This window comes from Candidatus Palauibacter polyketidifaciens (genome assembly GCF_947581785.1).
In the GTDB taxonomy this organism is placed as follows: domain Bacteria; phylum Gemmatimonadota; class Gemmatimonadetes; order Palauibacterales; family Palauibacteraceae; genus Palauibacter; species Palauibacter polyketidifaciens.
Window position 1 is genome coordinate 17,184 of the sequence record NZ_CANPVO010000047.1, and the last position, 21,653, is coordinate 38,836.

The window sequence follows — 21,653 nt, forward strand, 5'->3', positions numbered from 1 at the left end:
TCGCTTCAAATTGCCGGCAGGTCGACCCCCTGGCCGGCCAGAAAGGTTCGCGCCACCTCCGCGATCTCCCGCACCCGCGTCTCCGTGTCCGCCTCGATGCGGGCCACGACGACCGGCTGCGTGTTGCTCGCCCGGATCAGCAGCCACCCGCCCTCGAAGAGGACGCGGACGCCGTCGATGTCGATGACCTCGTAACGCTCGCGGAAGAAGCGCACGGCCTCCGCCACGACGCCGAACTTCCGCTCCTCCGGACAGTCGATGCGCAGTTCGGGCGTGGCCGGATAGCTCGGAATCTCCGCCGCCAACTCGGAGAGCGGGCGACCCGAACGAGACACGAGACCCGCGAGACGGGCCGCCGCATAGATCGCGTCATCCGTGCCGAAAAATCTGTCGGCAAAGCAGATATGTCCGCTCATCTCACCCGATATCGGAGATCCTCCGGCCCGCATGCGCTCCTTGATGAGCGAGTGTCCCGTCTTCCACATCACGGGAACGCCGCCATCGGCCCGAATCACCCGGGGCAGCGCCTGCGAGCACTTCACGTCGAAGACGACCTCGGCCCCCGGCCGCTCCGCGAGCACTTCCCGCGCAAAGAGGAGGAGCAGGTGGTCGCCCCGGATGATCTTCCCCTCCTCGGTCACCGCGCCGATCCGGTCCGCGTCCCCGTCGAGTCCCGCGCCGAGGTCCGCATCGGTCGCGCGGACGCGCGCGATCAGGTCCTGCACGTACTCGTCCACGGTCGGGTCCGGGTGGTGGTTCGGGAAGGTCCCGTCCGACTCGCAGTAGAGGCCGTCCACGTCGATTCCCGCGGCGGTCAGCGCGCGCACCGCGACGACGCTCCCCACCCCGTTCCCGCAGTCGAGCACCATGCGCACGTCGCCTTCGACCCGTCCGCGCGCGACGATCTCATCCACGTAGCGGTCGAGGATCTCCGCCTCCCGGATCTCCCCGCGGCCCGACGCGAAGTCCTCCGCCTCGATCCGGTCCCGGAGCGCCCGGATCGCCGAGCCGTAGAGCGACCCGCCGTCCCGCACAAGCTTGATTCCGTTGTATTCGGGCGGGTTGTGGGACCCGGTGATCTGGATCGCCCCGTCCGTCCCGAACTCGATCGCCGCGAAATAGAGGGTGGGCGTGGGGACGGTCCCGACCGTCGTCACGTCGACGCCGCTGGCGCACAGACCGCGGCACAGCGCGGCGGTGAGCGCCGGCGACGAGGGCCGGTTGTCGTGCCCCACGACGACGCGCGGCGACGGCCGCCCGGCGAGTTCGGTCCCGAAGGCCCGGCCGACGAGTTCGGCCGCCGTCTCCGTCAGGTCGTCCCCGACGATCCCGCGAATGTCGTATTCGCGGAAGATTCCGGAATGGATCCGCATTACGGCGACGGCGGGTCCTCGGCCTGCACGACCATGCCCGGCGCGGGTGCGTCCGCGAGCGCGTCGTGGGCCCGGTCGATGATGCGTCCGGGGAAGAGGCCGCCGAGAAGGATCAGGGCCACGCAGGTCCCGATCACGAGATTGAACCCCGGCCTGGGAGACGGCGGCGTATGGGCGTCCTCGGGCGCCGCCTCGAAGTACATCTTCCACACCACGCGGAGGTAGTAGTAGTAGGCGACGAGACTGGTCAGCACGAGCGTGACGGCCAGCGAGATCTCCCCCGCATCCACCGCGGCGCGAAGCAGGTACAGCTTTCCGACGAAGCCCGCAGTGGGCGGGAAGCCGGCCAGCGAGAGGAGGAAGATGAGGAGCGCGGCGCCGAGCACCGGACGCCGCCAGCCCAGCCCCCGGTAGTCGCGCACGCGCTGGTTCCGGTCGCCCCGCCCCGCCACATGAAAGACGATGGCGAAGCTCCCGGCGGTCACGACGGTGTACGCCGCGAGGTAGAAGAGCGAGGCGGACCGGCCCAGTTCGGAGGCCGCGACGACCCCGACGAGCAGATATCCCGCGTGGGCCACCGAGGAGTAGGCGAGCATCCGCTTCACATCCTGCTGCGACAGCGCGACGAGGTTCGGCACGATCATCGTCAGGATCGCGAGCCACCACACGGCGCCCTTCCAGATTTCGGCCGCGCCCCCCAGATCCACGGTCAGCACGCGCAGGAGCGCGATGAAGGCCGCCGCCTTGACTCCCGTCGCCATGAACGACGTCACCGGCGTGGGGGCGCCGTCGTAGGCGTCCGGCGCCCACATGTGGAAGGGGACGGCGGCGATCTTGAACGCGAAGCCGATGAGGAGGAGGCCGATGCCGGCGACGAGGAGCAGGTCTCCCCCGGCCGGCGCGGCCGCGATCCGCTCGGCGGCGGTGGCCAGGCGCGTCGTCCCGGTGGCCCCGTAAAGGAGCGCGATCCCGTACACGACGAAGGCGCTCGCGAAGGCACCGACGATGAAGTACTTGAGGCTCGCCTCGGAGGAGCGCGGGTTCTTCCGCACGAATCCGGTGAGGACGTAGACGGAGATCGACATCAGCTCGAGGCCGACGAAGAGGAGGATGAGGTCGCGCGCCGCGACGAGGACCATCATCCCGACGAGGGCCAGGAGGATCAGCGCGTGGAACTCGGGGGAGCGCAGCCCCTCGCGGTCCAGGTAGTCGCGCGAGAGGGAGACCACGAGCAGAGCTCCTCCGAGCAGGATCACGTCCGCCGCCACGCGGAAGCCGTCGAGCGCGATCATCGAGTCGGTCGGGGCGGAGGCGTCCATGAGCCACAGGCTCGCGATGAGCGCGCCCGCGATCGAGTACAGCGTGACGAGGCAGTCGACGGACATCCGCCGATTGTCGCCGCCCGCGCCAGCGCCTCCCGCGGCCCCGCCCGCGTCCGGGCGCACGAAGGCGTCGCGCATGAGGATGAACATCGCAGCCAGCGACAGGACGACTTCCGGCAGGAGTGCGACCCAGTGGCTCACGTCACTCCCCTCCCCCGGCCTCGACGGAGGCGGCCCCGGCGGAGGCGGCCTCGAGGGACACGGCTTCGACGGGCACGGGCTCGAGGGACAGCGGCTCTGCGGCGGGCACGCTCGCCGAGCGCGTCTCCACGTGCTCGATGAGTGCTTCCACGGACGCCCTCGTCCGGTTCAGGAAGGGGCCCGGCCACACGCCGATGAGCAGGATCAGCGCGAGGAGCGGGGCGAGGATCAGCCGCTCCCGGCGGTTCACATCCGTGAGCGCGCGGTTCTCCTCGCGATCGAGGCGGTTGAAGAGGACGCGCTGCACCATCGGCAGCATGTAGCAGGCCGCGAAGATCACACCGGTCGTCGCAATGGCGGCGATCCACGGGTGCGTCCGGAACGTCCCCACGAGAATCAGGAACTCGCCGACGAAGCCGTTCGTCCCCGGAAGCCCGACGGAAGACAGCGCGACGACGACGAGCGCGAAGGCGAACACCGGCATGACCTTCGCAATGCCGCCGAAGTCCGCGATCTCCCGCGTGTGCCGCCGCTCGTACAGCATCCCGATGAGGAGGAAGAGCGCCCCCGTCGAAATCCCGTGGTTCACCATCTGGAGGATGCCGCCCTCGATCCCCTGGGTCGTGAGCCCGAACACGCCGAGCACGACGAAGCCGAGGTGGGCGACCGAGGTATAGGCGATGAGCTTCTTCGCGTCCGGCTGGACCGCCGCCACCCAGGCCGCGTACAGGATCCCGATGAGCCCCAGCACGAGCATCGCGTTCACGACCACGGGGTCCGTCGCCGCGGCCGGGAAGAAGGGGAGCCCGAAACGCAGGAAGCCGTACACGCCCATCTTGAGCAGCACCCCCGCCAGGATCACGGAGCCCGCCGTCGGGGCCTCCACGTGCGCGTCGGGCAGCCAGGTGTGGAACGGGAAGAGGGGCACCTTGATCGCGAAGGCGAGCGCGAACCCCGCGAAAAGCCAGAGTTGCGCGCGCCGCGCGAGTTCGAGCGACACGAGATCCTCGTAGGCGAAGCTCCACGCCCCCGAGCCGTCCTGGAAGATCCACGCGAGGGTTACGATCGCGACGAGCATCAGGAGCGAGCCCACCGCCGTGTAGAGGAAGAATTTCACGGCGGAATAGATCCGGCGCTCCCCGCCCCAGACCCCGATGAGGAAGTACATCGGAATCAGCATGATCTCCCAGAACACGTAGAACAGGAAGAGATCGAGGGCGACGAAGACGCCGATCATCCCCGTCGTGAGGAAGAGGAGCATCGCGTAGAAGGCGCGCTCCCGGCGCCGGATGTAGGAGAAGGAGCCCGCTACCGCCAACGGCATCGTGAAGGTCGTGAGCAGGATCATGAGGATGGAGATTCCGTCCACCCCCACCGCGTACGATATCCCCCACGCCTCGATCCACGGGATGGAGGCGAGATTCTGGAACCCCGACTCCGCCGTGTCGAAGGTCCAGAAGAGCGGCAGCGAGAGCGCGAACAGGACGAGTGTCGTCGCGAGGGCGACGGTCTTCGCGCGCGCCTCCGGCACCACGAGACAGGCCGCGCCGCCGATGAGAGGCAGGAGCACGAGCGCCGTCAGGATCCATTGCCCGTCGTAGAGGGCCATCATGAGAGCACCCCAAGAACGAGCAGCGCCCCGAGCATGAAGGCGACGAGGTAGGTCGTCACCCGGCCCGTCTGGAGCTGTCCCCCGGCCCAGCCGAGGAGGCGGGCGGCGCGCCCCGCGCCGTTCACAGCGCCGTCGATGATGCCTGCATCCACGATCCGCCAGCAGGCGCGCCACAGGGCGAGCGAGGGACGGACGATCGCGCGGTCGTACAGTTCATCCACGTACCACTTGTCGTGGAGCACGCGGGCGAACCCGGTCGGCGCCACGGCCTCCGCCTCCGTCGGCACCGGCTTCGGCGACAACGCGCGGACGGTCCCGACGACGGCGGCGATCGCGATCGCGGCGGAGATCCCCGCCCAGAGCGCCTCGCCGCCCCCGACCGGCGACCGGTACTCGGGGGCGAAGCCGTGCGCCTCCTTCACGGCGATCGCCGGCGCGAACACCGGCTCCAGCCAGTGATGCAGCCAATCGACGGTCGGCAGGAGCGGCAGCGCCTCGGGGATGTTCGCCCACCCTCCGACGACGGAGAGGACGGCGAGGACGGCAAGCGGCGCCCACATGACGGCGGGCACTTCATGCAGGCGACGCCCGGCTTCCTGTGCTCCCCCGTGGCCGAAGGTCCGGTTCCCGCCGTGGAAGGTCATCACCATCAGACGGGCCATGTACACGGCCGTGAGCAGCGCCGTCGCGAGCGCCACGCCCCACAGGATCGGGTATCCGTACGCGCCCGAGTACCAGATGATTTCGTCCTTCGAGAAGAATCCGGCCAGCGGCGGCACCCCCGCGATCGCGAGCGTCGCGACCCACATGAAGACGAACGTGCGGGGCATGAACTTCCGGAGCCCGCCGTGGTTCCGCATGTCGTTCGGGTCGCCGTGGTGCGCATCCCCGTGCCCGTCTCCGTGTGCGTCGTCGCCGTGCGCCCATGCGTGGTGCACCGCGTGGATCACGGCTCCCGCGCCCAGGAAGAGGAGCGCCTTGAAGAAGGCGTGCGTCATCAGGTGGAAGACGCCGGCCGTGAACGCTCCCACCCCGACGGCGAGGAACATGTAGCCGAGCTGCGAGATCGTGGAGTACGCGAGTACCTTCTTGATGTCGTACTGTCGGATCGCGATCGAGGCCGCGAAGAGCGCCGTCCCCGCGCCCACCGCCGCGACCACCCCCTGGGAGACGGGCGAGAGCGCGAACAGAACGCTCGTGCGCGCGATGAGGTAGACCCCCGCCGTCACCATCGTCGCCGCGTGAATGAGCGCCGAGACCGGCGTCGGACCCGCCATGGCGTCCGGAAGCCAGGTGTGAAGGGGAATCTGGGCCGACTTCCCGGTGCAGCCGAGGAAGAGGAGGAGCGTGATCCCCGTCACGAGCGCGCCGCCGTACGCGAGCGACCCCTCCGCCGCCGCGAGCACGGGAACGAAGTCCAGCGTCCCGAAGGCCGTGAAGACGAGGAACATGGCGACGAGGAAGCCCGCGTCGCCGATCCGGTTCATGATGAACGCCTTCTTCCCCGCGTTCGCGTACTCCCGGTTCTCGTACCAGAAGCCGATGAGCAGGTAAGAGCAGAGCCCCACGCCCTCCCATCCCACGAACATCAGCGGGAAGCTGGCCCCCAGGACGAGGACGAGCATGAAGAAGACGAAGAGGTTGAGATACGAGAAGTAGCGCGAATAACCGGGGTCGTCGCGCATGTAGCCGACGGAGTAGATGTGGATCAGGCTCCCGACGCCGGTCACGATCATGCACATCAGCATCGAGAGCTGGTCGAACTGGAGGTCGACCCCGATGCTGAGGTCCCCGGACACGATCCAGCTCCACAGGCGGACGACTTCCGCGCCGTGCAGTTCCACGCCGCTCATCCCGATGAAGTTCACGAGGACGACGGCGAAGCTCCCGAGCAGCGCCGCGGGGCCGACGATCGTCGGGATCCGCTTGTCGTCCCGCCACAGGAAGGCCCCGAGGCCGTTCACCGCCGCGCCGAGCAGCGGGAGAGCGAGGATGAGCCACGGGAGCACCGGATGGAACCCGGCTCCCGCCCCCTCCTGCCCCGCGAGGGCGGCGGCGCCCGCTGGCCACGCGCCGACCCCGGCCGACAGCGCGCCGGCTCCCGAAACGGCGCCGAGGCTCACCACTTCAGGAGCCGGAAGCGGTCGAGGTCCACGACTTCATAGTGCCGGAAGATCGCGATGATGATCGCGAGCCCCACGGCGGCCTCCGCCGCGGCGACGGCCATGACGAAGAAGACGAAGATCTGCCCCTCGATCCCGTGCATGCGCGAGAAGGCGACGAGTGACAGGTTCGCGGCGTTGAGCATCAGCTCGACGCACATGAAGACGATGATCGCGTTGCGCCTCAGCAGGACCCCGATAACGCCGATGGAGAAGAGGATCGCGCTCACGAAGAGGGCGATGAGTCCGTTCAGTCCGAGCGCGCCCGCCATGCCGGCCTCGCTCATGTGCGCTCCCTCCGGGCGAGCAGGATCGTCCCGACGATGGACACGAGCAGGAGGACGCCGGTGACCTCGAGCACGATCGTGTACTCCGTGAAGAGCGGCCGGGCGACGACGCCGACGACGCCCTGTTCCGCGGCTGCCTCGCGCAGGGCGCTGCCCGCGATCTCCACGACCGGCCGGGCCTCCGTGCCGCCCACGAAGAGGCGCGTGAGGACGCCGAGGAAGGCGATCGAGATCGAGCCCCCGATGAGCCCCCCGACGGGTCCCCGCAGGTCGCGCCAGTCCGCGTGCCCCAGGTTCAGGAGCATGAGGACGAAGAGGAAGAGGACCATGATGGCCCCGCCGTACAGGATCACGTTGATCGCCGCGATGTAGTGCGCGTCCAGCATGAGGAACATGCCCGACGTCGCGAAGAACACGCCGACGAGGAAGATCACGGCGGAGACGGGATTCCGGCGCGTGACCATGATCACCGCGCCCAGAATCGCGCTCGCCGCGAAGGCCTGGAAGAGGAAGTCCTGGATCATCGCGGCATCACTGCGACGCGGGGTCCTGAGGATCCCACAGCGCGGTCACTTCGTGCTCCTGCTCGACCAGCCGCTCGAGGTCGTACACCCAGCGCTCGCGCGAATACTCCGCGTTCTCGTAGTGCACGCCGAGGTGGATCGCCTCGACCGGACACACTTCCTGGCAGTAGCCGCAGAAGATGCAGCGGAACTCGTCGATCTCGTAGATCGCCGCGTAGCGCTCGCCGCTCTCGTCCTCCGCCGGCACGAGCTTGATGCAGTTCACCGGACACACGGTCGGACACAGGCCACAGGCCACGCACTTCGCCCGTCCGTCCTCGTGCACTGCCATGCGGTGCGTTCCGCGCGTCCGTGGCGCGAGTTCCCATTTCTCGTCGGGATACTGCTGCGTCTTCTTGTTCGGGCTCAGGAGGTGCCGCATCGTGATCGACATCCCCTTCGCCGCCGCCCGCACGTACGAACTCTCCGCGCGCGGCCGCTCCACAACCTTCACCTCTCCAGGCATTTACCCTCCCTGGCCTTCAGCAGTGTCGCCGCCGGCCGGCCTCGCCCCCTTCGCCCCGCCGCGGATCAGCGTCCCCCGGTCCATGGCAAAGAAGAGAACCCCCGCGAGCACAAGATTCACGAGGAAGAGAACGAACGCGTACCAGCCGCCAGCCGGGATACCGACCGCCTCGATTCCGAGGATGACGAAGGCGATGACGAGGATGTAGACCGTCACCGCTTCCAGCATGAACTTCCAGCCCAGATCCATGAGTTGGTCGTAGCGGAAGCGCGGCAGCGTCCACCGAATCCACACGAAGACGAGCACAAGCAGCGACGTCTTCACACCGAAGGCGCCGAGCGTGAGCAGCGTCTTCCACCACGTCGGCTCTCCGATCACCGTCCCGTCGGAGAGCACGCGGATATTGTCCCCCTGCCAGAACGGGATGTCCCACCCGCCGAGGAAGAAGACGGTGACGAGCGCGGCGACCGTGATCACGTGCGCGAACTCGCCGATCATGAACATCGAGAACTTCATCGCCGAGTACTCCGTGTGGTACCCGGTGATGAGTTCGGCCTCCGCCTCCGGAAGGTCGAAGGGCAGGCGGTTCGTCTCCGCGAGCCCCGAAACAAAAAAGAAGAAGAGGCCGACGAGAAGCGGAAACATGAACCACGTCGCGTAGGTCGCGGGCCCGGCGGTGAACGTCTGCTGCATCGAGACGATCTCGGGGGCGCGCACATCCCCGGTCAGGAGGATGAGCGGGACGAGGCTGAGCGCGAGCGCGACCTCGTAGCTCACCATCTGCGCGGAGCCGCGGAGGCCGCCGAGCAGCGAGTATTTCGACCCGGAGGCCCAGCCGCCCATCGCGACGCCGTACACGCCGATCGAGCCGATCGCGAGCACGTAGAGGAATCCGATCGGCACGTCCGCCACGATCATCTCCACGAGTCCCCACTGCGTGGGCAGGGGGGAGGCGAAGGGGATCACGGCGAAAAGGATCGTGGCCGGCAGGATCCCGAGGACGGGCGCGAGGAGGAAGAAGGGCCGGACGGCCTGCGCCGGCATCGTCTCCTCCTTCAGGAGATTCTTGAGCCCGTCGGCGATGACCTGGAGGAGTCCCCACGGACCGACGCGATTCGGGCCGCTCCGGTCCTGCATGAAGCCGCACACCTTGCGCTCGAAGATCGTGGCGAGCATGACCGCGAGCATCAGCACCGAGAAGAAGAGGATGACCTTCCCCACGGTGGCGAGGACGAAGGCGCCGCCGGTGACCGGGTTCACGCGCTGGCCTCCGCCGAGCCGGCAACGCCGGCGGCCTCCGCGGCCGAGCCGGCGGCCGGGGCGCCCTTGAGCCCGATCCCGTCCCACGTCAGGCCCGCAAAGGCCGGAGTCTGCGCCGCCATCCGCTCGAACGCGCCGCGCACGTCGTTCACGGCCTCGCCGTCTCCCAGGCGGGCGAGCACGCGACTCAGCACCATCCAGCCCGGGCGGGCCAGCCCCGGCGGCCTCAGCGCCTGGTGGAAGCGCTGCACGCGACCCTCGAAGTTCGTGAAGGTGCCGTCCATCTCCGCGAAGGTCGCGATGGGGAGCACCGCGTCCGCGTTGCGCGCCGCGCCGGGGAGCCGCGTCCCGAGATAGAGGAAGAAGTCGGCCGAGCCACCGAAGTCCTCGGCGGCGCCCTCGAGTTCGTCATCGAGCACGACGAGCGCTCCGCCCGCGGAACCGTTGGGCGGACCGTCCGCGCGGCGGCCGCCGAAGAACCCGGCGCCGGTCGCGTTCGCCGCGCGATCCGCCCTCAGCTTGAGCGTCGGCACCGTGGGGAGTTCGGCGGTTTCGCCCTGCGGGACGCGGAAGCCGGCGTCCGCGACGCCGAGCCGGTCGAGGAGCGTCCGGAGGTAGAACAGGTTCTCGTTCGAGGCGTCCGGGGAGACGACCGCGCTCCCGCCGGGCGCGCCGAGCGCGTCGATCTTCTCCGCCACCCAGTCGAGCGCCGTCGCCCAGTCCACCGGCCTGAGCTCGCCGCGGCCGTCCCCTCCCCCACCGTCGCCGCCGTCGCCGTCGCCGCCGCCGTCGCGGATGAGGGGGAGTTCGGCCCGGACGCCGCGGTTCGTCATCACGAGGTGCTTGCGTCCGTGGTCGCACATCCACCAGGAGTTCACCGCCGCGTTGTGCCGCGGCTTCACGCGCACGATCTGGTTCTCCTTCGTGTCGATCGTGACGTTGCAGCCGGTCGGACACCCCGGACACACGCTCGCGGCCGCGTCCATGTCCCACGCCCGCGCCTTGAACACGAAATCCTCGTGCACGAGCGCGCCGACGGGGCACACGTCGACGATGTTCCCCTGGAAGGGGTTGTCGAGTTCGCGGCCCGGGAAGGTGTCGATGTACGCCTTGTCGCCGCGCTGGGCGACGATAAGCGAGTCGTCCTCGGCGACATCCCGCATGAAGCGCACGCAGCGGGTGCAGATCACGCAGCGGTCCGCGAAGTAGAGGATGTCGTCGGAGATGCGGTCGCGCCCCATGATCCGCTTCGGCTCGTCGACCCGGCTCTCGAGCTGGTTCGTGACGTAGGCGTAGTCCTGGAGCATGCACTGCCCCGCGGCGTCGCAGATCGGGCAGTCGAGCGGGTGGTTGACGAGGAGGAACTCGATGACCGACTGGCGGGCCGTGCGCGCCGTGTCGCTCGCCGTGTTCACGACCATGTCGTCGGCCGCCTGCAGCGTGCAGGAGGGCTCGAGCTTGGGCCGTCCCTCGACCTCCACGAGACACATGCGACACTGCGCCGGTCGCGTGGGGATGCCCGGATGGTAGCAGTAGCGCGGCACGACGACGCCGACGTGCTCCGCGGCCTCGATGACGCGCGTGCCGCTCGGGACCGTGACCTCGACCCCGTCGATCTTGAGCGTAACCGTCGCCTTCGTCCCGTTCTCAGCCATCTCGGCCATCCTCACGCGCCATGCGTCACCCCGCCGCGACCAGGGTCGGCTTCATCCGCGCCTCGTAGTCGGCGCGGAACTTGTCCAGCGAGGACTCGAGCGGGAACACGACGCTGTCCGCCAGCACGCAGATCGTGCGTCCCGTCATCTGCTCGCACAGCTCGTACAGCGTGTCGATGTCGGCCGGGCGGCCGTCCCCCGCCTCGATGCGCTGCAGGATGCGGACGACCCACGACGTGCCCTCGCGGCACTGCACGCACTGGCCGCACGACTCGTGCGCGTAGAACTGCGCGATCCGGCGCATCGCCGCGACGATGTCCGTGTCCTCGTCCATCACGATCGGCGAGGCGGTGCCGAGCGCGCTTCCCGCCTCCGCCAGCCCCTCGTACGTCGTCGGGCAGTCGAGTTCATCTCCCGTCAGGAAGGCCGTGGACGACCCGCCCGGGATCACGGCCTTCACGGGCTTGCCCGAGGGCGTGCCGCCGCAGGCCTCGAAGATGATGTCGCTCAGCGGCAGGCCGAGCGGGAACTCGTAGTTGCCGGGGCGCACGAGGTGGCCCGAGCAGCTCCACAGCTTCGTGCCGGGCGACTCCTCGCTCCCCCACTGCCGGTACCAGTCCGCGCCGTTCTCCAGGATCATCGGGACCGCGGCGAGCGTCTCGACGTTGTTCACCGTCGTCGGCATCCCGAACGCCCCCGCCTGCGCCGGGAAGGGCGGCTTCGCCCAGGGTTCCGCGCGGTTGCCCATGAGCGAGTTCATGAGGCCGGTCTCCTCGCCGGCGATGTATGCCCCGGCCCCGGCGTGGATCGTCACGTCGCACGACCACGACGAGCCCAGGACCCCGTCTCCCGCGAGACCGTTCTCGTACGCCTCGACGACCGCGGCGTTGAGGACCTCCGTCTCCTCGAAGAACTCGCCCCGCACGTAGATGTATGCGTGCTCCGCCCCGATCGCGCGCGACGCGATCAGGCAGCCCTCGATGAGGAGGTGGGGCGTCCAGCGGATGACTTCGCGGTCCTTGAAGGCGCCCGGCTCGGATTCGTCCGCGTTGCAGCAGAGGTAGTGCGGCTTGCCGTCGTCCTTCGGCATGAAGCTCCACTTGAGGCCCGTCGGGAAGCCCGCGCCGCCGCGCCCGCGGAGACCGGAGGCCTTCACGACCTCGGTGATCTCGGCCGGCGACATGTCGAGCGACCGCCGGAGCGCCTCGTAGCCCCCCCGGGCGCGCCACCCTTCGAGCGTGCGCGCTTCGGCCTCGCCCTGGTGCCGCGAGAGCCGCGTCGTCGTCTCGAGGTCGCTGCCGTGCGGGAAGCTCATGCGCCGCCTCCCGCCTCCGGCCCGTCCGTCGCCCCGCCATCACCCGCCCCGCGCAGATTCGCCACGATCTCGGACACGCAGTCCGGCGTCACATCCTCGAGGTAGCGGTCGTTCACCTGCACGACCGTGGCGAAGCCGCACGCGCCGAGACATTCCGCCTCGATCACGGTGAACTCGCCGTCCGCCGAGATCTCGCCCTCCCGCGTCCCCGTCTCGGCGAGGAACCGGTGCAGCACCTCTTCGGCCCGGTTCAGGTGGCAGGAGATGTTCGTGCACACCTGGACGAAGTGACGCCCGACCGGGTGCTTGTTGTACATCGTGTAGAAGGTCGCAATCGAGTGCACGTAAGCGGGCGTAAGGTCCAGCGCTTCCGCGACTTCGACCATGTCCGCGGGTTCGATCCACCCCTTCACCGACTGCACGAAGCCGAGCATGGGGAGGAGCGCCGCCTGTTTCGTCGGATAGCGGGAGAGGGCCGCCTTCAGCCGGTGCCTCCCCTCCTCCGTCTCGAAGATGGGACCGTCAAAGGTCTCCCGCGCCGTCAACTGGAAGGGCTGCGCGGGGACGACCGCGGGATGGATGCGCCGGCTCACCGGTCGATCTCTCCGAGCACGACATCGAGCGAGGCGTTGATGGCGACGACGTCCGCGACGAGTTCGCCCTTCACGAGCTCGGGAAGCGACGCGATGTTGATGAACGACGGGCCGCGGAAACGGCAGCGGACGGGCTTCGTGCCCCCGTCGGAGATGATCCCGAACCCCAGTTCGCCCTTCGAGCTTTCGATCGAATACCACGTTTCGCCGGCCGGCACGCGGACGCCTTCCATCACGAGCTTGAAGTGCGAGATCATCGTGTCGATCGACCCCATCGCCTCGCCCTTGGGGGGGAGGACGATCCGGTAGTCGTCGATGTTGATCGGGCCGCCCGGAAGCCGGTTCAGCGCCTGTTCGATGATGCGGACGCTCTGCCGCATCTCCTCCACCCGCACGAGATAGCGGTCGTAGACGTCGCCGGCCGTCCCCACGGGCACGTCGAAGTCGTACTCCTCGTAGCCGAGGTAGGGACGCGCCTTCCGCACGTCGTAGGCCACGCCGCTCGCGCGGAGCGTGGGTCCGGTGACGCCGTAGCTCACCGCCCTGTCCGCGGAGAGCAGGCCGATGTCCATCGTGCGGCCCTGCCAGATCGCGTTGCGCGACAGGAGGCGCTCGACCTCGTCCAGCGTCTCCGGGAAGGTCGCGGCGAAGTCGCGCACCGCCGCTGTCCAGCCCACGGGCAGGTCCGCCATCATCCCGCCGACCCGTGTGACGGAGGTCGTGATCCGGCCCCCCGTATACGCCTCGTGCAGGTTGTAGATCCGCTCGCGCTCCTGGAAGGTGTAGAGGAAGACGGAGAACGCGCCGATGTCGATCGCCGTCGTCCCCAGCCACAGGAGGTGGCCGAGGATGCGGTTCAACTCGCCCAGGATGACGCGGACGACGCGGCAGCGCTCGGTGATTTCGACGTCGAGGAGCGCTTCGACCGCCCCGGCGTAGCCGATGTTGTAGAGCATCGGCGCGAGGTAATCCATGCGGTCCGTGTAGGGGACGCATTGATTCCATTCACGGTATTCGCACGTCTTCTCGAAGCCCGTGTGCAGGTATCCGATGTGGGGGGAGCAGCGGACGACGCGCTCCCCGTCGAGCTGGAGCACGAGCCGGAGGACGCCGTGAGTGGCGGGATGCTGCGGCCCCATGTTGATGAGGATGGGTTCGCCCTCGAGCGCGTCCTCGGGCTTCTCCTCCGGGCTCACGTCGCGAATGCCGCCCGGCGCTCCGGCCGACGACCCGTCGTCCGGTGCGCCGCCTTCCAGCGCGCGCTCCGACGGAGCCCGCACATCTCCTTCCTCGGTGACGGTGTAGCCCGCCATCTCCAGCTCCTCAACGGCATACATGTCGACGAGGTCGCGGGAGAGCGCGCGGCTCACCTGCCGGGAGCGGCTGAAGCGTCCGCGGAGCGGGAAGTCCTTCCGGAGCGGGAACCCCTCCTCGTAGTTCTCCGGCATGAGGATGCGGCGGAGGTCCGGGTGTCCCCGGAAGCTCACGCCGTACATGTCCCACACCTCGCGTTCGAGCCAGTTCGCGGCGAGCCACTGGTCGGTGACGCTCTCCAGCTCGAGGTCGTGCATCGGCACCTCGCACGCGACCCGGAGCTGGCGGCCGTGCGCCATGGACCAGAGCTGGTACCACACCTGGATCGGGGCCCCGATGCCGCCGTGCGCCCCCATGAGGTCCGCGAGCAGGTCGTACGTCTGGTCGGGGCTCTCGCGGAGGAAGCGGAGCGCCTCGGCGTTGAGGCCGGGGTCGATCCACACGACGGGGTAGCCGAGCGCGTCGTTCTCCACTCGCCGCACGCCCTCTCCGAAGCGCTCTCGGAGGGCGAGGACCGAGGGATGGCGTGCCGCGTCCCCGTCGAGGGACGCGACGCGCACCATGCGCGGAGGGGCGGTCGTCGTCGCGGTCGTCCCGGTCGTCAACGGCGGAGCGCCCCGGTCAATCCCGGTGTTCCAGACGGCGCTCGCGCCGGTCGCGGGACCGGGTCAGCGCGGAGGTCGGGCCGAGCCCGCTCATGCGGTTCTGGTTCGTCGAGTTGCCGAAGGGCTGGGCGACGAGTTCGATCGTCTCCGGGGGCAGATTCGGGCGTCCGACGGCCTCCGGAGCCTCGTCCCGCGCGCGGGGGTCGGCGAGCGACTCTCCCTTGATCTTCTCCTGGATCATCAGGAGTCCGTAGATGAGGCCTTCCGGCCGCGGCGGACAACCCGGGACGTAGACGTCGACGGGCACGATCGTGTCGATCCCCTGGACGATCGTGTAGTTGTCGAACATGCCGCCGGAACTCGCGCACGCGCCCATCGATACACACCACTTGGGCTGGGGCATCTGATCCCAGACCCGGCGCAGGACCGGGGCCAGCTTGTAGGTCACGCGGCCGGCGACGATCATCAGGTCCGCCTGCCTGGGGCTGAAGGACATGCGCTCCATCCCGAAGCGGCCGATGTCGTACTTGGTCGCGGCGGAAGCCATCATCTCGATCGCACAGCAGGCGGTGCCGAACGGCATGGGCCACAGCGAGTTGCGGCGCGCCCAGTTGATGACGTAGTCGAGCTTCGTCGTCATCCAGTTGTGCGGGATGCCGGTGTCGACCCTGCCCTCGTCGGGGTGCGCGCCGGGAGGCAGCACATCGAGCGTTTTCAGTCCCATTCGAGGGCCCCCTTCTTCCACGCGTACACGAGTCCGACGCCGAGCACGGTCAGAAACGCCGTGATCTCCACGAACCCGACCATGCCCAATTCCCGGAAGATCGCGGCCCACGGAATGAGGAAGAGCGTCTCGATATCGAGGACGATGAAGAGCATCGCCACGATGTAGAAGTTGACCGAGAAACGCTCCCGCGTCGTCCCGAGGGGGGGGATCCCCGACTCGTACGGGCTCGCCTTCACCGCGGTCGGCCGGCGGGAACCCACGAAGTGCGATACGCCCATCATCGCGGCCGCGTTCAGCACGCCGACCAACGCGAGGATCAGGATGCCGAGATATGGGTCGAGCAAGGGGGTTCGCTCCTCTCGTGCGAGCTTGTGAATTTCTTCACTTTCCCGCGCCGCGAAGGTATCGCGGAGGGGTACCACCGGCAAGCGGTATTTGGCTTCGGAAGCAAGGAGATGCGAGTGAGTCGGAGGCAGCCTGAGGTGCGCAATGTGGCGCTGGGCGACGGCACGGTGCGCGTCGCGATTCTGGGGCGGGGGCGCCCTGTGCTCTTCCTGCACGGGATCAGCGCTCACGGGCGCGCGTGGCGGCCCGTCGCCGAACGCTTCGTCGACGAACACCGGGGATGGGAGTGCTGGCTTCCGGACCTGCCGGGGCGCGGCGTTTCGGACGCGGAGCCGGGACTATCGTACACGCTGGACGACGAGGTGCGCCGGCTTCGCGCGCTTGTACGGGCGCTCGCGCCGGAGGGCCCATGGCCGCGACTCGTCGCCGGACACTCCCAGGGCGCTGCGATCGCGCTTGCACTCGCGCGGGCGGAACCGGAGATCCGCGGACTCCTGCTCTCGAATCCGGTGACGCCGGAGATCCGGAGCCCGGCGGTGCTGCGGTTGCTACGGTCTGCGGCGGTCCGGCGGGTCGTCGGGGGCGTGCTGGCGCCGCTCCACGCGCCGCTCGGCCACCTCGTGCTGCGGAGGGCGTGCGGTCCCGCCTTCCGGGCCCCCGCGGATCTGGTCGCCGCCTACGCCCGGCCCTGGGCGAGTTCGCGCCGGGCGCGGACCCTCCTGCGCATCCTGGCCGACTGGCACCCGGCGGAGTTGGAGGACCGCATGCCCGATCGTCCGATCGACGCGCACGTCGTGACGGGGGCGCATGACCCGAGGATCCCGGTCGAAGCCGCGAAGCGCCTCGCGTCCCGCCGCGGCTGCGATTTCACGGTGTGCAGGGACGGCGGCCACGTCCTGACCGAACAGCACCCACAGCTCCTCGCCCGCCTCCTCGGCGAACTTGCCATCCGGTTGCCCCCGGATGCGGGGAGCGGCTAGAGCTTCGGCGGCGTGACGCCGGTTTGGCCCTGGTACTTGCCGGCCTTGTCCGCGTAGCTGACCTCGCAGACCTCGTCGGACTCGAAGAAGAGGACCTGGGCGATCCCCTCGTTCGCGTAGACCCGCGCGGGGAGCGGGGTCGTGTTCGAGATCTCGAGCGTCACGTGCCCTTCCCACTCCGGCTCGAAGGGGGTGACGTTCACGATGAGGCCGCAGCGGGCGTAGGTGCTCTTCCCCACGCAGATGGTGAGGATGCTTCGCGGGATGCGGAAATACTCGATCGAGCGGGCGAGGGCGAAGGAGTTCGGAGGGATGATGCAAACGTCCCCCTGGTACTCGAGAAAGGAGCGCTCGTCGAACTTCTTGGGGTCGACGACCGGGAAGAGCGCGTTGTGGAAGATCCGGAACTCGTCGGCGACGCGCATGTCGTAGCCGTAGCTGCTGACGCCGTAGGAGATGACGCCGTCGCGGACCTGGCGGTCGGCGAAGGGTTCGATCATGCCCTGCTCGCGCGCCATGCGCCGGATCCAGCCGTCGCTCTTGATCGCCAATCGGACCTCTCGGTTATGGGGGACGGCTGCTCGCGGTTCAGTTTATCGCCGCGTCAACCTACGCGGGCGTCAAGGGACGGCGCGCCGGGGCGTCAGGTACGCGCGAGGGCGATCCAGCCGGCCCAGATCCAGGCGGCGATGAGCGCGACGCCTCCGACCGGCGTGATCGCGCCGAGCCAGGCCATGCCGGACAGCGCGAGGATGTAGAGGGTGCCGCTGAACACCGCTATGCCGCACAGCATCAGAAGCCCGGGCCCCTTCCACCCCGTGTCCGGCCAGCGCGCCGCCGCGAGGCCGAGGAGGACGAGGCCGAGGGCGTGCAGCATGTGGTAGCGGGCCGCCGTGTCGAAGATCGCGAGTTCGTCCGCCGAGAGGCGACCCTCGAGCGAGTGCGCGCCGAACGCCCCGGCGGCGACGCCCAGACCGGCGAGCAGGCACCCGGCCGCGAGGAGCCCGCGGTGCGGCGAACCGGCGCCGATCAGTCGAAGAGGGGGGCCGGGGCTGCGCCCGCCCTGCGCGCGGCTTCGCTCGCGACCATCTCCATCACCCGGTCCCAGCGCTCCGGACCGATCTCCCTCAGCGTCGCCTCCAGGATCGCCGCGAGTTCCCGGCCCTCCTCGCGCCGCATGGGGGCATCGCCGTCTCCGAGTTCCAGCCGCTTGCGCAGCTCCTCTGCGCGCTCGATCAGGTCCCGGTGCCGGAGTCGTTCCTCATAGCTCATCAGCCCCCCACCTGGCTCAGCGCCGCGAGCCCTCCGCTCCCGGCCGCCGTGCCCAGCTCCAGGTAATGGCGCTTCGGTTTCCCGGCGAGCGCCTCCGCCACCGCAGCCTCGATGCTGCCCGTCTCGCGCAGCGGGCCCTTCATGTCGACTTCGTGGTCGCCGAACAGGCAGGTCCGGAGCTTCCCGTCGGCCGTCAGCCGCATGCGGTTGCAGCGTTCGCAGTAGTTGTGGGAGAGGGGCGTGATCACGCCCACGGTCCCCGCGCCGTCCGGGAAGCGGTAATAGACGGCGGGCCCGTTCCCCCTCGGTCCAGGATCCGGCAGCAGATTCTCGATCGCGCGGATCTTCTCGAGCACTTCGTCGGTCGAGATGAAGCGGTCGGTGAGGTGGAGGTTCTCTCCCACCGGCATGAGTTCGATGAAGCGCACATGCCACGGCCGCTCGCGCGTGATCTCGGCGAAGTCGACGACCTCGTGGTCGTTGAGGCCCCGCATGATGACGCAGTTGATCTTGATCGGAGCGAAGCCCGCCTCCTCGGCGGCGCGGAGGCCTTCCATCGTTTCATCGAAGCGCCGCGCGGGCCTTCGGGCGATCTCCTCGAACCCCTCCCGATCGAGCGTGTCGAGGCTCACGTTCACGCGCGCGACGCCCGCTTCCTTGAGGGCCGCCGCAAAACGCGGCAGGAGGATGGCGTTGGTGGAGAGCGAGATGTCGTCGATGCCCGGGACCGCGGCGATCATGCGCACGAGGTCCGGCAGGTCCTTGCGGACGAGGGGTTCTCCGCCCGTGATCCGGACCCGTTCCAGCCCGAGCCCGGACATCTGGCGCACGATCTCGGCGATCTCCTCGTACGCCAGCATCTCCGGCTTGGGGATCCACGCGAGCCCTTCCTCCGGCATGCAGTACGTGCAGCGCAGATTGCACCGGTCTGTGACCGAGATCCGGAGATACCGGATGCGGCGGCCGAACTGGTCTCTCATGGCACCGTTCGTGAGGGTTGCGCGGGAAGCTCGTCGCCCTCCGGGCCGGGAGCGGCGAGTGGCGGGACTCCGCGCAGCCGACGCCGCGCGGAGTCCTCGCCCAGGACGGCTAGCCGATCAGCGTGACGTCCTCCTGCATCATCATGTTGTCGTCGTCGTCGCCACAGTCTCCGGCAAACGAGACCGTCGCGATCATGGCAACGACCAGCAGGTTGCGGACCATCTTAAACATGGCTTCCTCCTCGATTTGGGCGCCCGCGTCCGGGGCCGGCTGCCCCGGAATCCATCGACCGCCCTTGACCAGGCATCCCTATCCGAACCGTGAACCGCCGGTTGAAGCCCCCGCTTCCGGCGTCGGGGCTCCCACCCAATGCGATTCGCCATCCTCGTAGTGCTCGTGCTTCCAGATCGGCAGTCTGACCTTGATCGTTTCGATAATCCAGCGTGAAGCCCGGTAGCCGTCGTCGCGGTGTGCCGACGTGACCGCGATCGCCACACTGACCTCGCCCAGCGCGAGGTCGCCCACGCGGTGGGCCGCGGCGATGGAACCCACGTCGAACTGCTCCAGCGCCTCGAGACAGATGGCGGACAACTCCCCTTCCGCCATCTCCCCGTACGCCTCGTACGTGAGGCGCGACACCCGGCGACCGCGGTTCGTGCGGCGAACCCGCCCCTGAAAGAAGAGCAGCGCACCGTCCTCCCCGGACCCGACCTCCCCTACAATATCCTCGAATCGCGCGAAGTCGTCCAGACTCTCGCGGGTGATCCACGTCCGGACGCGGTCGTCCGGTCCCTGCGACATCGGCTCAGCCCCCCGCCACGGGAGGGATAAGCGCGACCTCGTCTCCGTCGGACAGGGTCGTGCCGGCCTCCGCGTAGCTCTGGTTTACGGCGACGACGACGCTCTCCGGGAGCCAGTCGAGCCCGCCGGGCCCGCGCAGGCTGTTGACGAGGTCCGCCACTGTGCTGTCCGCCGCGAGTTCCGCCGACCCCTCCCTGCGCGCGGCGAGTTCGCCGTACACGCCGAAGAAGAGGGTGCGAACCGAGATCCGGTCCGTCATGGGCTCGCGCTCGCGAGTTGGAGGTGGGCGAGGAGCCGCGGCACGATCCCCTCCTCGCGCAGCGTCGTCACCCGCACCCGCGTCCCATCGCTCCCCTCGGGGTCCGGGAAGGCCGCAACGGAGAGGTTGCCCCTGAAGGTGCAGAAGGCGATGTGGGTGTCGCTCTCGGTATCGACCCAGGCGTCGACCATCCGGTCGTCCCCGAGGAAGAAATCCCGCGTGGCGGCCAACACGTCCGCCGGGTCCAGCGCGCTTGCCGTCTCTGTCGTCATCTCTCTGTCATCATCGTCTTTCCGCGCGTACCATCCAGCAGCCGAAGATAGGGGCGCAGGAGCCCTCTCTCAATCCGACCCACCCCTTCGACAAGAGTGCGCGACCGTGCCCCTTACGCAGTTTTCCCCGAACGTCGCCCGGCTCGAGGCATCGGCGACGCTGGTGCTCGCCGCCCGGGCCCGGAAGCTGAGGGCGGCGGGCGTTCCGGTCGTGGACCTTTCGGCCGGCGAACCGCAGTACCCCGCGCCAGCCTTCGCAGCCCGCGCCGGCATTCGGTCGGTCGAGGAGGGGAAGACGGGATATCCCCCGACGTCGGGGCTGCCGGAACTGCGCGAGGCGATCGCGCGCTATCTGTGCGAGACGACGGCCGCCGAGGCGGTGGATCCGGGCTCCGTGATCGTGAGCGCGGGCGTGAAGCAGTCGCTGTTCAACTGCTGCTATGCCCTCTTCGGCGCGGGCGATGAGGTGCTCGTGCCTTCCCCCTACTGGCCGAGCTATACGACGATCGTCCGGCTCGCGGGGGCGGAGCCGGTCATCGTGGAGACGACGTGGGACGGCGGGTTCGTGCCGACGGTCGAGGATCTCGAGGCGGCCCGCACGGCGCGGACCGGGGGGCTCATGCTCAACAGCCCGGGGAACCCGACCGGCGCCGTCATCCCGTCCGATCTCCTGCGCGAGATCCTGGCGTGGGCGGAGCAGCACGGGATCTGGGTGCTCTCCGACGAGATCTACCGGCGGCTCGCCTTTGGAGCCCCGGCGCCGTCGGTGTTCGAAGTCGCGGAGCGCGGGGAGAGGACGATCCTGCTCGACGGCGTGTCGAAGGCGTTCTGCATGCCGGGGTTCCGGATCGGGTACGCCGTGGGGCCGTCCGACGTCGTCCGGAAGATGGCGGACCTGCAGGGACAGACGACCTCCGGGGCCGTCGGCCCCTCCCAGCACGCCGCCGCCGCCGCGCTCGGAAAGAGCGCCGACCGGGAGGCGTTCGTCGAGGACCTCCTGTCCAGGCTCGCCGGACTCAGGGAGATGGGGCTCTCGAGGTTCGCGGAGATCGACGGGATCGACGCCTTCCCGCCCGACGGCGCCCTGTACTTCTACGCGCGGATCGGCCATGGCGGGGCCGCGTCGCTCGATGTCGCGGAGCGGCTGCTCGCCGACGCGCAGGTGGCGTGCATGCCGGGCGAGCCGTTCGGCTCTCCGGGGCACCTGCGCTTCAACTTCGCGGTGGAGCGGGAAGTCCTGGAGGAGGGACTGGAGCGGATCGCCGGCTTCTTCGGCTGACCCGCCCGC

24 protein-coding genes and 1 pseudogene are annotated in these 21,653 nt (G+C 69.1%); 2 read left to right on the forward strand and 23 right to left on the reverse strand.

Features of this window, described 5'->3' with window-relative positions; all coding sequences use genetic code 11:
• Positions 1-5 precede the first annotated feature (5 nt).
• The 15 genes and pseudogenes from RN729_RS12955 to ndhC form a co-directional block, all read right to left on the reverse strand.
• A complete protein-coding gene (locus RN729_RS12955; protein WP_310785412.1) occupies positions 6-1,373 on the reverse strand; it encodes a phosphomannomutase/phosphoglucomutase in 1,368 nt (455 codons plus the stop codon).
• Entirely contained in the window at positions 1,373-2,896 is a 1,524-nt protein-coding gene (locus RN729_RS12960) for an NADH-quinone oxidoreductase subunit N (protein ID WP_310785413.1), read from the reverse strand. The genes RN729_RS12955 and RN729_RS12960 overlap by 1 nt, the downstream gene beginning before the upstream one ends.
• Before the next feature lies 1 nt (position 2,897).
• Positions 2,898-4,508, reverse strand: coding sequence for an NADH-quinone oxidoreductase subunit M (locus RN729_RS12965; RefSeq protein ID WP_310785414.1), 1,611 nt, complete (start codon positions 4,506-4,508; stop codon positions 2,898-2,900).
• Positions 4,505-6,631, reverse strand: a complete 2,127-nt coding sequence (locus tag RN729_RS12970; protein WP_310785415.1) for an NADH-quinone oxidoreductase subunit L — start codon at positions 6,629-6,631, stop codon at positions 4,505-4,507. The genes RN729_RS12965 and RN729_RS12970 overlap by 4 nt, the downstream gene beginning before the upstream one ends.
• The gene (gene nuoK, locus RN729_RS12975) at positions 6,628-6,957 is read right to left on the reverse strand and encodes an NADH-quinone oxidoreductase subunit NuoK (protein WP_310785416.1); all 330 of its coding nucleotides are present in this window, start codon (positions 6,955-6,957) and stop codon (positions 6,628-6,630) included. Before nuoK ends, RN729_RS12970 begins: the two co-directional genes overlap by 4 nt.
• The gene (locus tag RN729_RS12980; RefSeq protein ID WP_310785417.1) at positions 6,954-7,481 is read right to left on the reverse strand and encodes an NADH-quinone oxidoreductase subunit J; all 528 of its coding nucleotides are present in this window, start codon (positions 7,479-7,481) and stop codon (positions 6,954-6,956) included. The genes nuoK and RN729_RS12980 overlap by 4 nt, the downstream gene beginning before the upstream one ends.
• A gap of 7 nt (positions 7,482-7,488) precedes the next feature.
• Positions 7,489-7,986, reverse strand: coding sequence for an NADH-quinone oxidoreductase subunit I (locus tag RN729_RS12985; protein WP_310785418.1), 498 nt, complete (start codon positions 7,984-7,986; stop codon positions 7,489-7,491).
• Positions 7,987-9,246 (reverse strand): complex I subunit 1 family protein, encoded by a 1,260-nt coding sequence (locus RN729_RS12990; protein WP_310785419.1) that lies wholly within the window; start codon positions 9,244-9,246, stop codon positions 7,987-7,989.
• Positions 9,243-10,901: a molybdopterin-dependent oxidoreductase gene (locus RN729_RS12995; protein ID WP_310785420.1), complete on the reverse strand. Its 1,659-nt coding sequence runs from the start codon at positions 10,899-10,901 to the stop codon at positions 9,243-9,245. Before RN729_RS12995 ends, RN729_RS12990 begins: the two co-directional genes overlap by 4 nt.
• Before the next feature lie 25 nt (positions 10,902-10,926).
• Positions 10,927-12,216 carry an NADH-quinone oxidoreductase subunit NuoF gene (gene nuoF / locus RN729_RS13000; RefSeq protein WP_310785421.1) on the reverse strand — a complete coding sequence of 430 codons (1,290 nt, stop codon included), beginning with the start codon at positions 12,214-12,216 and terminating at the stop codon, positions 10,927-10,929.
• Positions 12,213-12,809, reverse strand: coding sequence for an NAD(P)H-dependent oxidoreductase subunit E (locus RN729_RS13005; RefSeq protein ID WP_310785422.1), 597 nt, complete (start codon positions 12,807-12,809; stop codon positions 12,213-12,215). Before RN729_RS13005 ends, nuoF begins: the two co-directional genes overlap by 4 nt.
• Complete coding sequence (gene nuoD, locus RN729_RS14005; RefSeq protein ID WP_343218932.1) at positions 12,806-13,948, reverse strand: NADH dehydrogenase (quinone) subunit D; 1,143 nt, start codon at positions 13,946-13,948, stop codon at positions 12,806-12,808. Before nuoD ends, RN729_RS13005 begins: the two co-directional genes overlap by 4 nt.
• A gap of 261 nt (positions 13,949-14,209) precedes the next feature.
• Positions 14,210-14,686, reverse strand: a pseudogene (locus RN729_RS14010) (NADH-quinone oxidoreductase subunit C); the annotation flags it as partial.
• Positions 14,687-14,744: 58 nt separating this feature from the next.
• Positions 14,745-15,368, reverse strand: a complete 624-nt coding sequence (locus RN729_RS13015) for an NADH-quinone oxidoreductase subunit B (protein ID WP_343218933.1) — start codon at positions 15,366-15,368, stop codon at positions 14,745-14,747.
• Positions 15,369-15,442: 74 nt separating this feature from the next.
• Positions 15,443-15,799 (reverse strand): NADH-quinone oxidoreductase subunit A, encoded by a 357-nt coding sequence (gene ndhC, locus RN729_RS13020; protein ID WP_310785425.1) that lies wholly within the window; start codon positions 15,797-15,799, stop codon positions 15,443-15,445.
• A 117-nt stretch (positions 15,800-15,916) separates the two neighbouring features.
• Between ndhC and RN729_RS13025 the strand changes: the two genes are divergently transcribed.
• Positions 15,917-16,780, forward strand: coding sequence for an alpha/beta hydrolase (locus RN729_RS13025; RefSeq protein WP_310785427.1), 864 nt, complete (start codon positions 15,917-15,919; stop codon positions 16,778-16,780).
• Here the strand turns inward: RN729_RS13025 and dcd are convergent.
• From dcd to RN729_RS13065, 8 genes are all read right to left on the reverse strand, one after another.
• Positions 16,777-17,331, reverse strand: coding sequence for a dCTP deaminase (gene dcd / locus RN729_RS13030; RefSeq protein WP_310785428.1), 555 nt, complete (start codon positions 17,329-17,331; stop codon positions 16,777-16,779). The genes RN729_RS13025 and dcd overlap by 4 nt on opposite strands.
• A gap of 92 nt (positions 17,332-17,423) precedes the next feature.
• On the reverse strand, positions 17,424-17,888 hold the full coding sequence (locus tag RN729_RS13035; RefSeq protein WP_310785468.1) for a DUF423 domain-containing protein: 465 nt from the start codon (positions 17,886-17,888) through the stop codon (positions 17,424-17,426).
• On the reverse strand, positions 17,810-18,052 hold the full coding sequence (locus tag RN729_RS13040) for a hypothetical protein (protein ID WP_310785429.1): 243 nt from the start codon (positions 18,050-18,052) through the stop codon (positions 17,810-17,812). The genes RN729_RS13035 and RN729_RS13040 overlap by 79 nt, the downstream gene beginning before the upstream one ends.
• A complete protein-coding gene (gene moaA / locus RN729_RS13045) occupies positions 18,052-19,032 on the reverse strand; it encodes a GTP 3',8-cyclase MoaA (RefSeq protein ID WP_310785431.1) in 981 nt (326 codons plus the stop codon). Before moaA ends, RN729_RS13040 begins: the two co-directional genes overlap by 1 nt.
• A 109-nt stretch (positions 19,033-19,141) precedes the next feature.
• A complete protein-coding gene (locus tag RN729_RS13050) occupies positions 19,142-19,264 on the reverse strand; it encodes a hypothetical protein (RefSeq protein ID WP_310785432.1) in 123 nt (40 codons plus the stop codon).
• 78 nt (positions 19,265-19,342) lie between these two features.
• On the reverse strand, positions 19,343-19,834 hold the full coding sequence (locus RN729_RS13055) for a molybdenum cofactor biosynthesis protein MoaE (protein ID WP_310785433.1): 492 nt from the start codon (positions 19,832-19,834) through the stop codon (positions 19,343-19,345).
• A 4-nt stretch (positions 19,835-19,838) separates the two neighbouring features.
• Positions 19,839-20,093 carry a MoaD/ThiS family protein gene (locus tag RN729_RS13060; protein WP_310785434.1) on the reverse strand — a complete coding sequence of 85 codons (255 nt, stop codon included), beginning with the start codon at positions 20,091-20,093 and terminating at the stop codon, positions 19,839-19,841.
• Positions 20,090-20,365 carry a hypothetical protein gene (locus tag RN729_RS13065; protein ID WP_310785435.1) on the reverse strand — a complete coding sequence of 92 codons (276 nt, stop codon included), beginning with the start codon at positions 20,363-20,365 and terminating at the stop codon, positions 20,090-20,092. The genes RN729_RS13060 and RN729_RS13065 overlap by 4 nt, the downstream gene beginning before the upstream one ends.
• A gap of 106 nt (positions 20,366-20,471) precedes the next feature.
• Between RN729_RS13065 and RN729_RS13070 the strand changes: the two genes are divergently transcribed.
• Complete coding sequence (locus RN729_RS13070; RefSeq protein WP_310785436.1) at positions 20,472-21,644, forward strand: aminotransferase class I/II-fold pyridoxal phosphate-dependent enzyme; 1,173 nt, start codon at positions 20,472-20,474, stop codon at positions 21,642-21,644.
• Positions 21,645-21,653 lie beyond the last annotated feature (9 nt).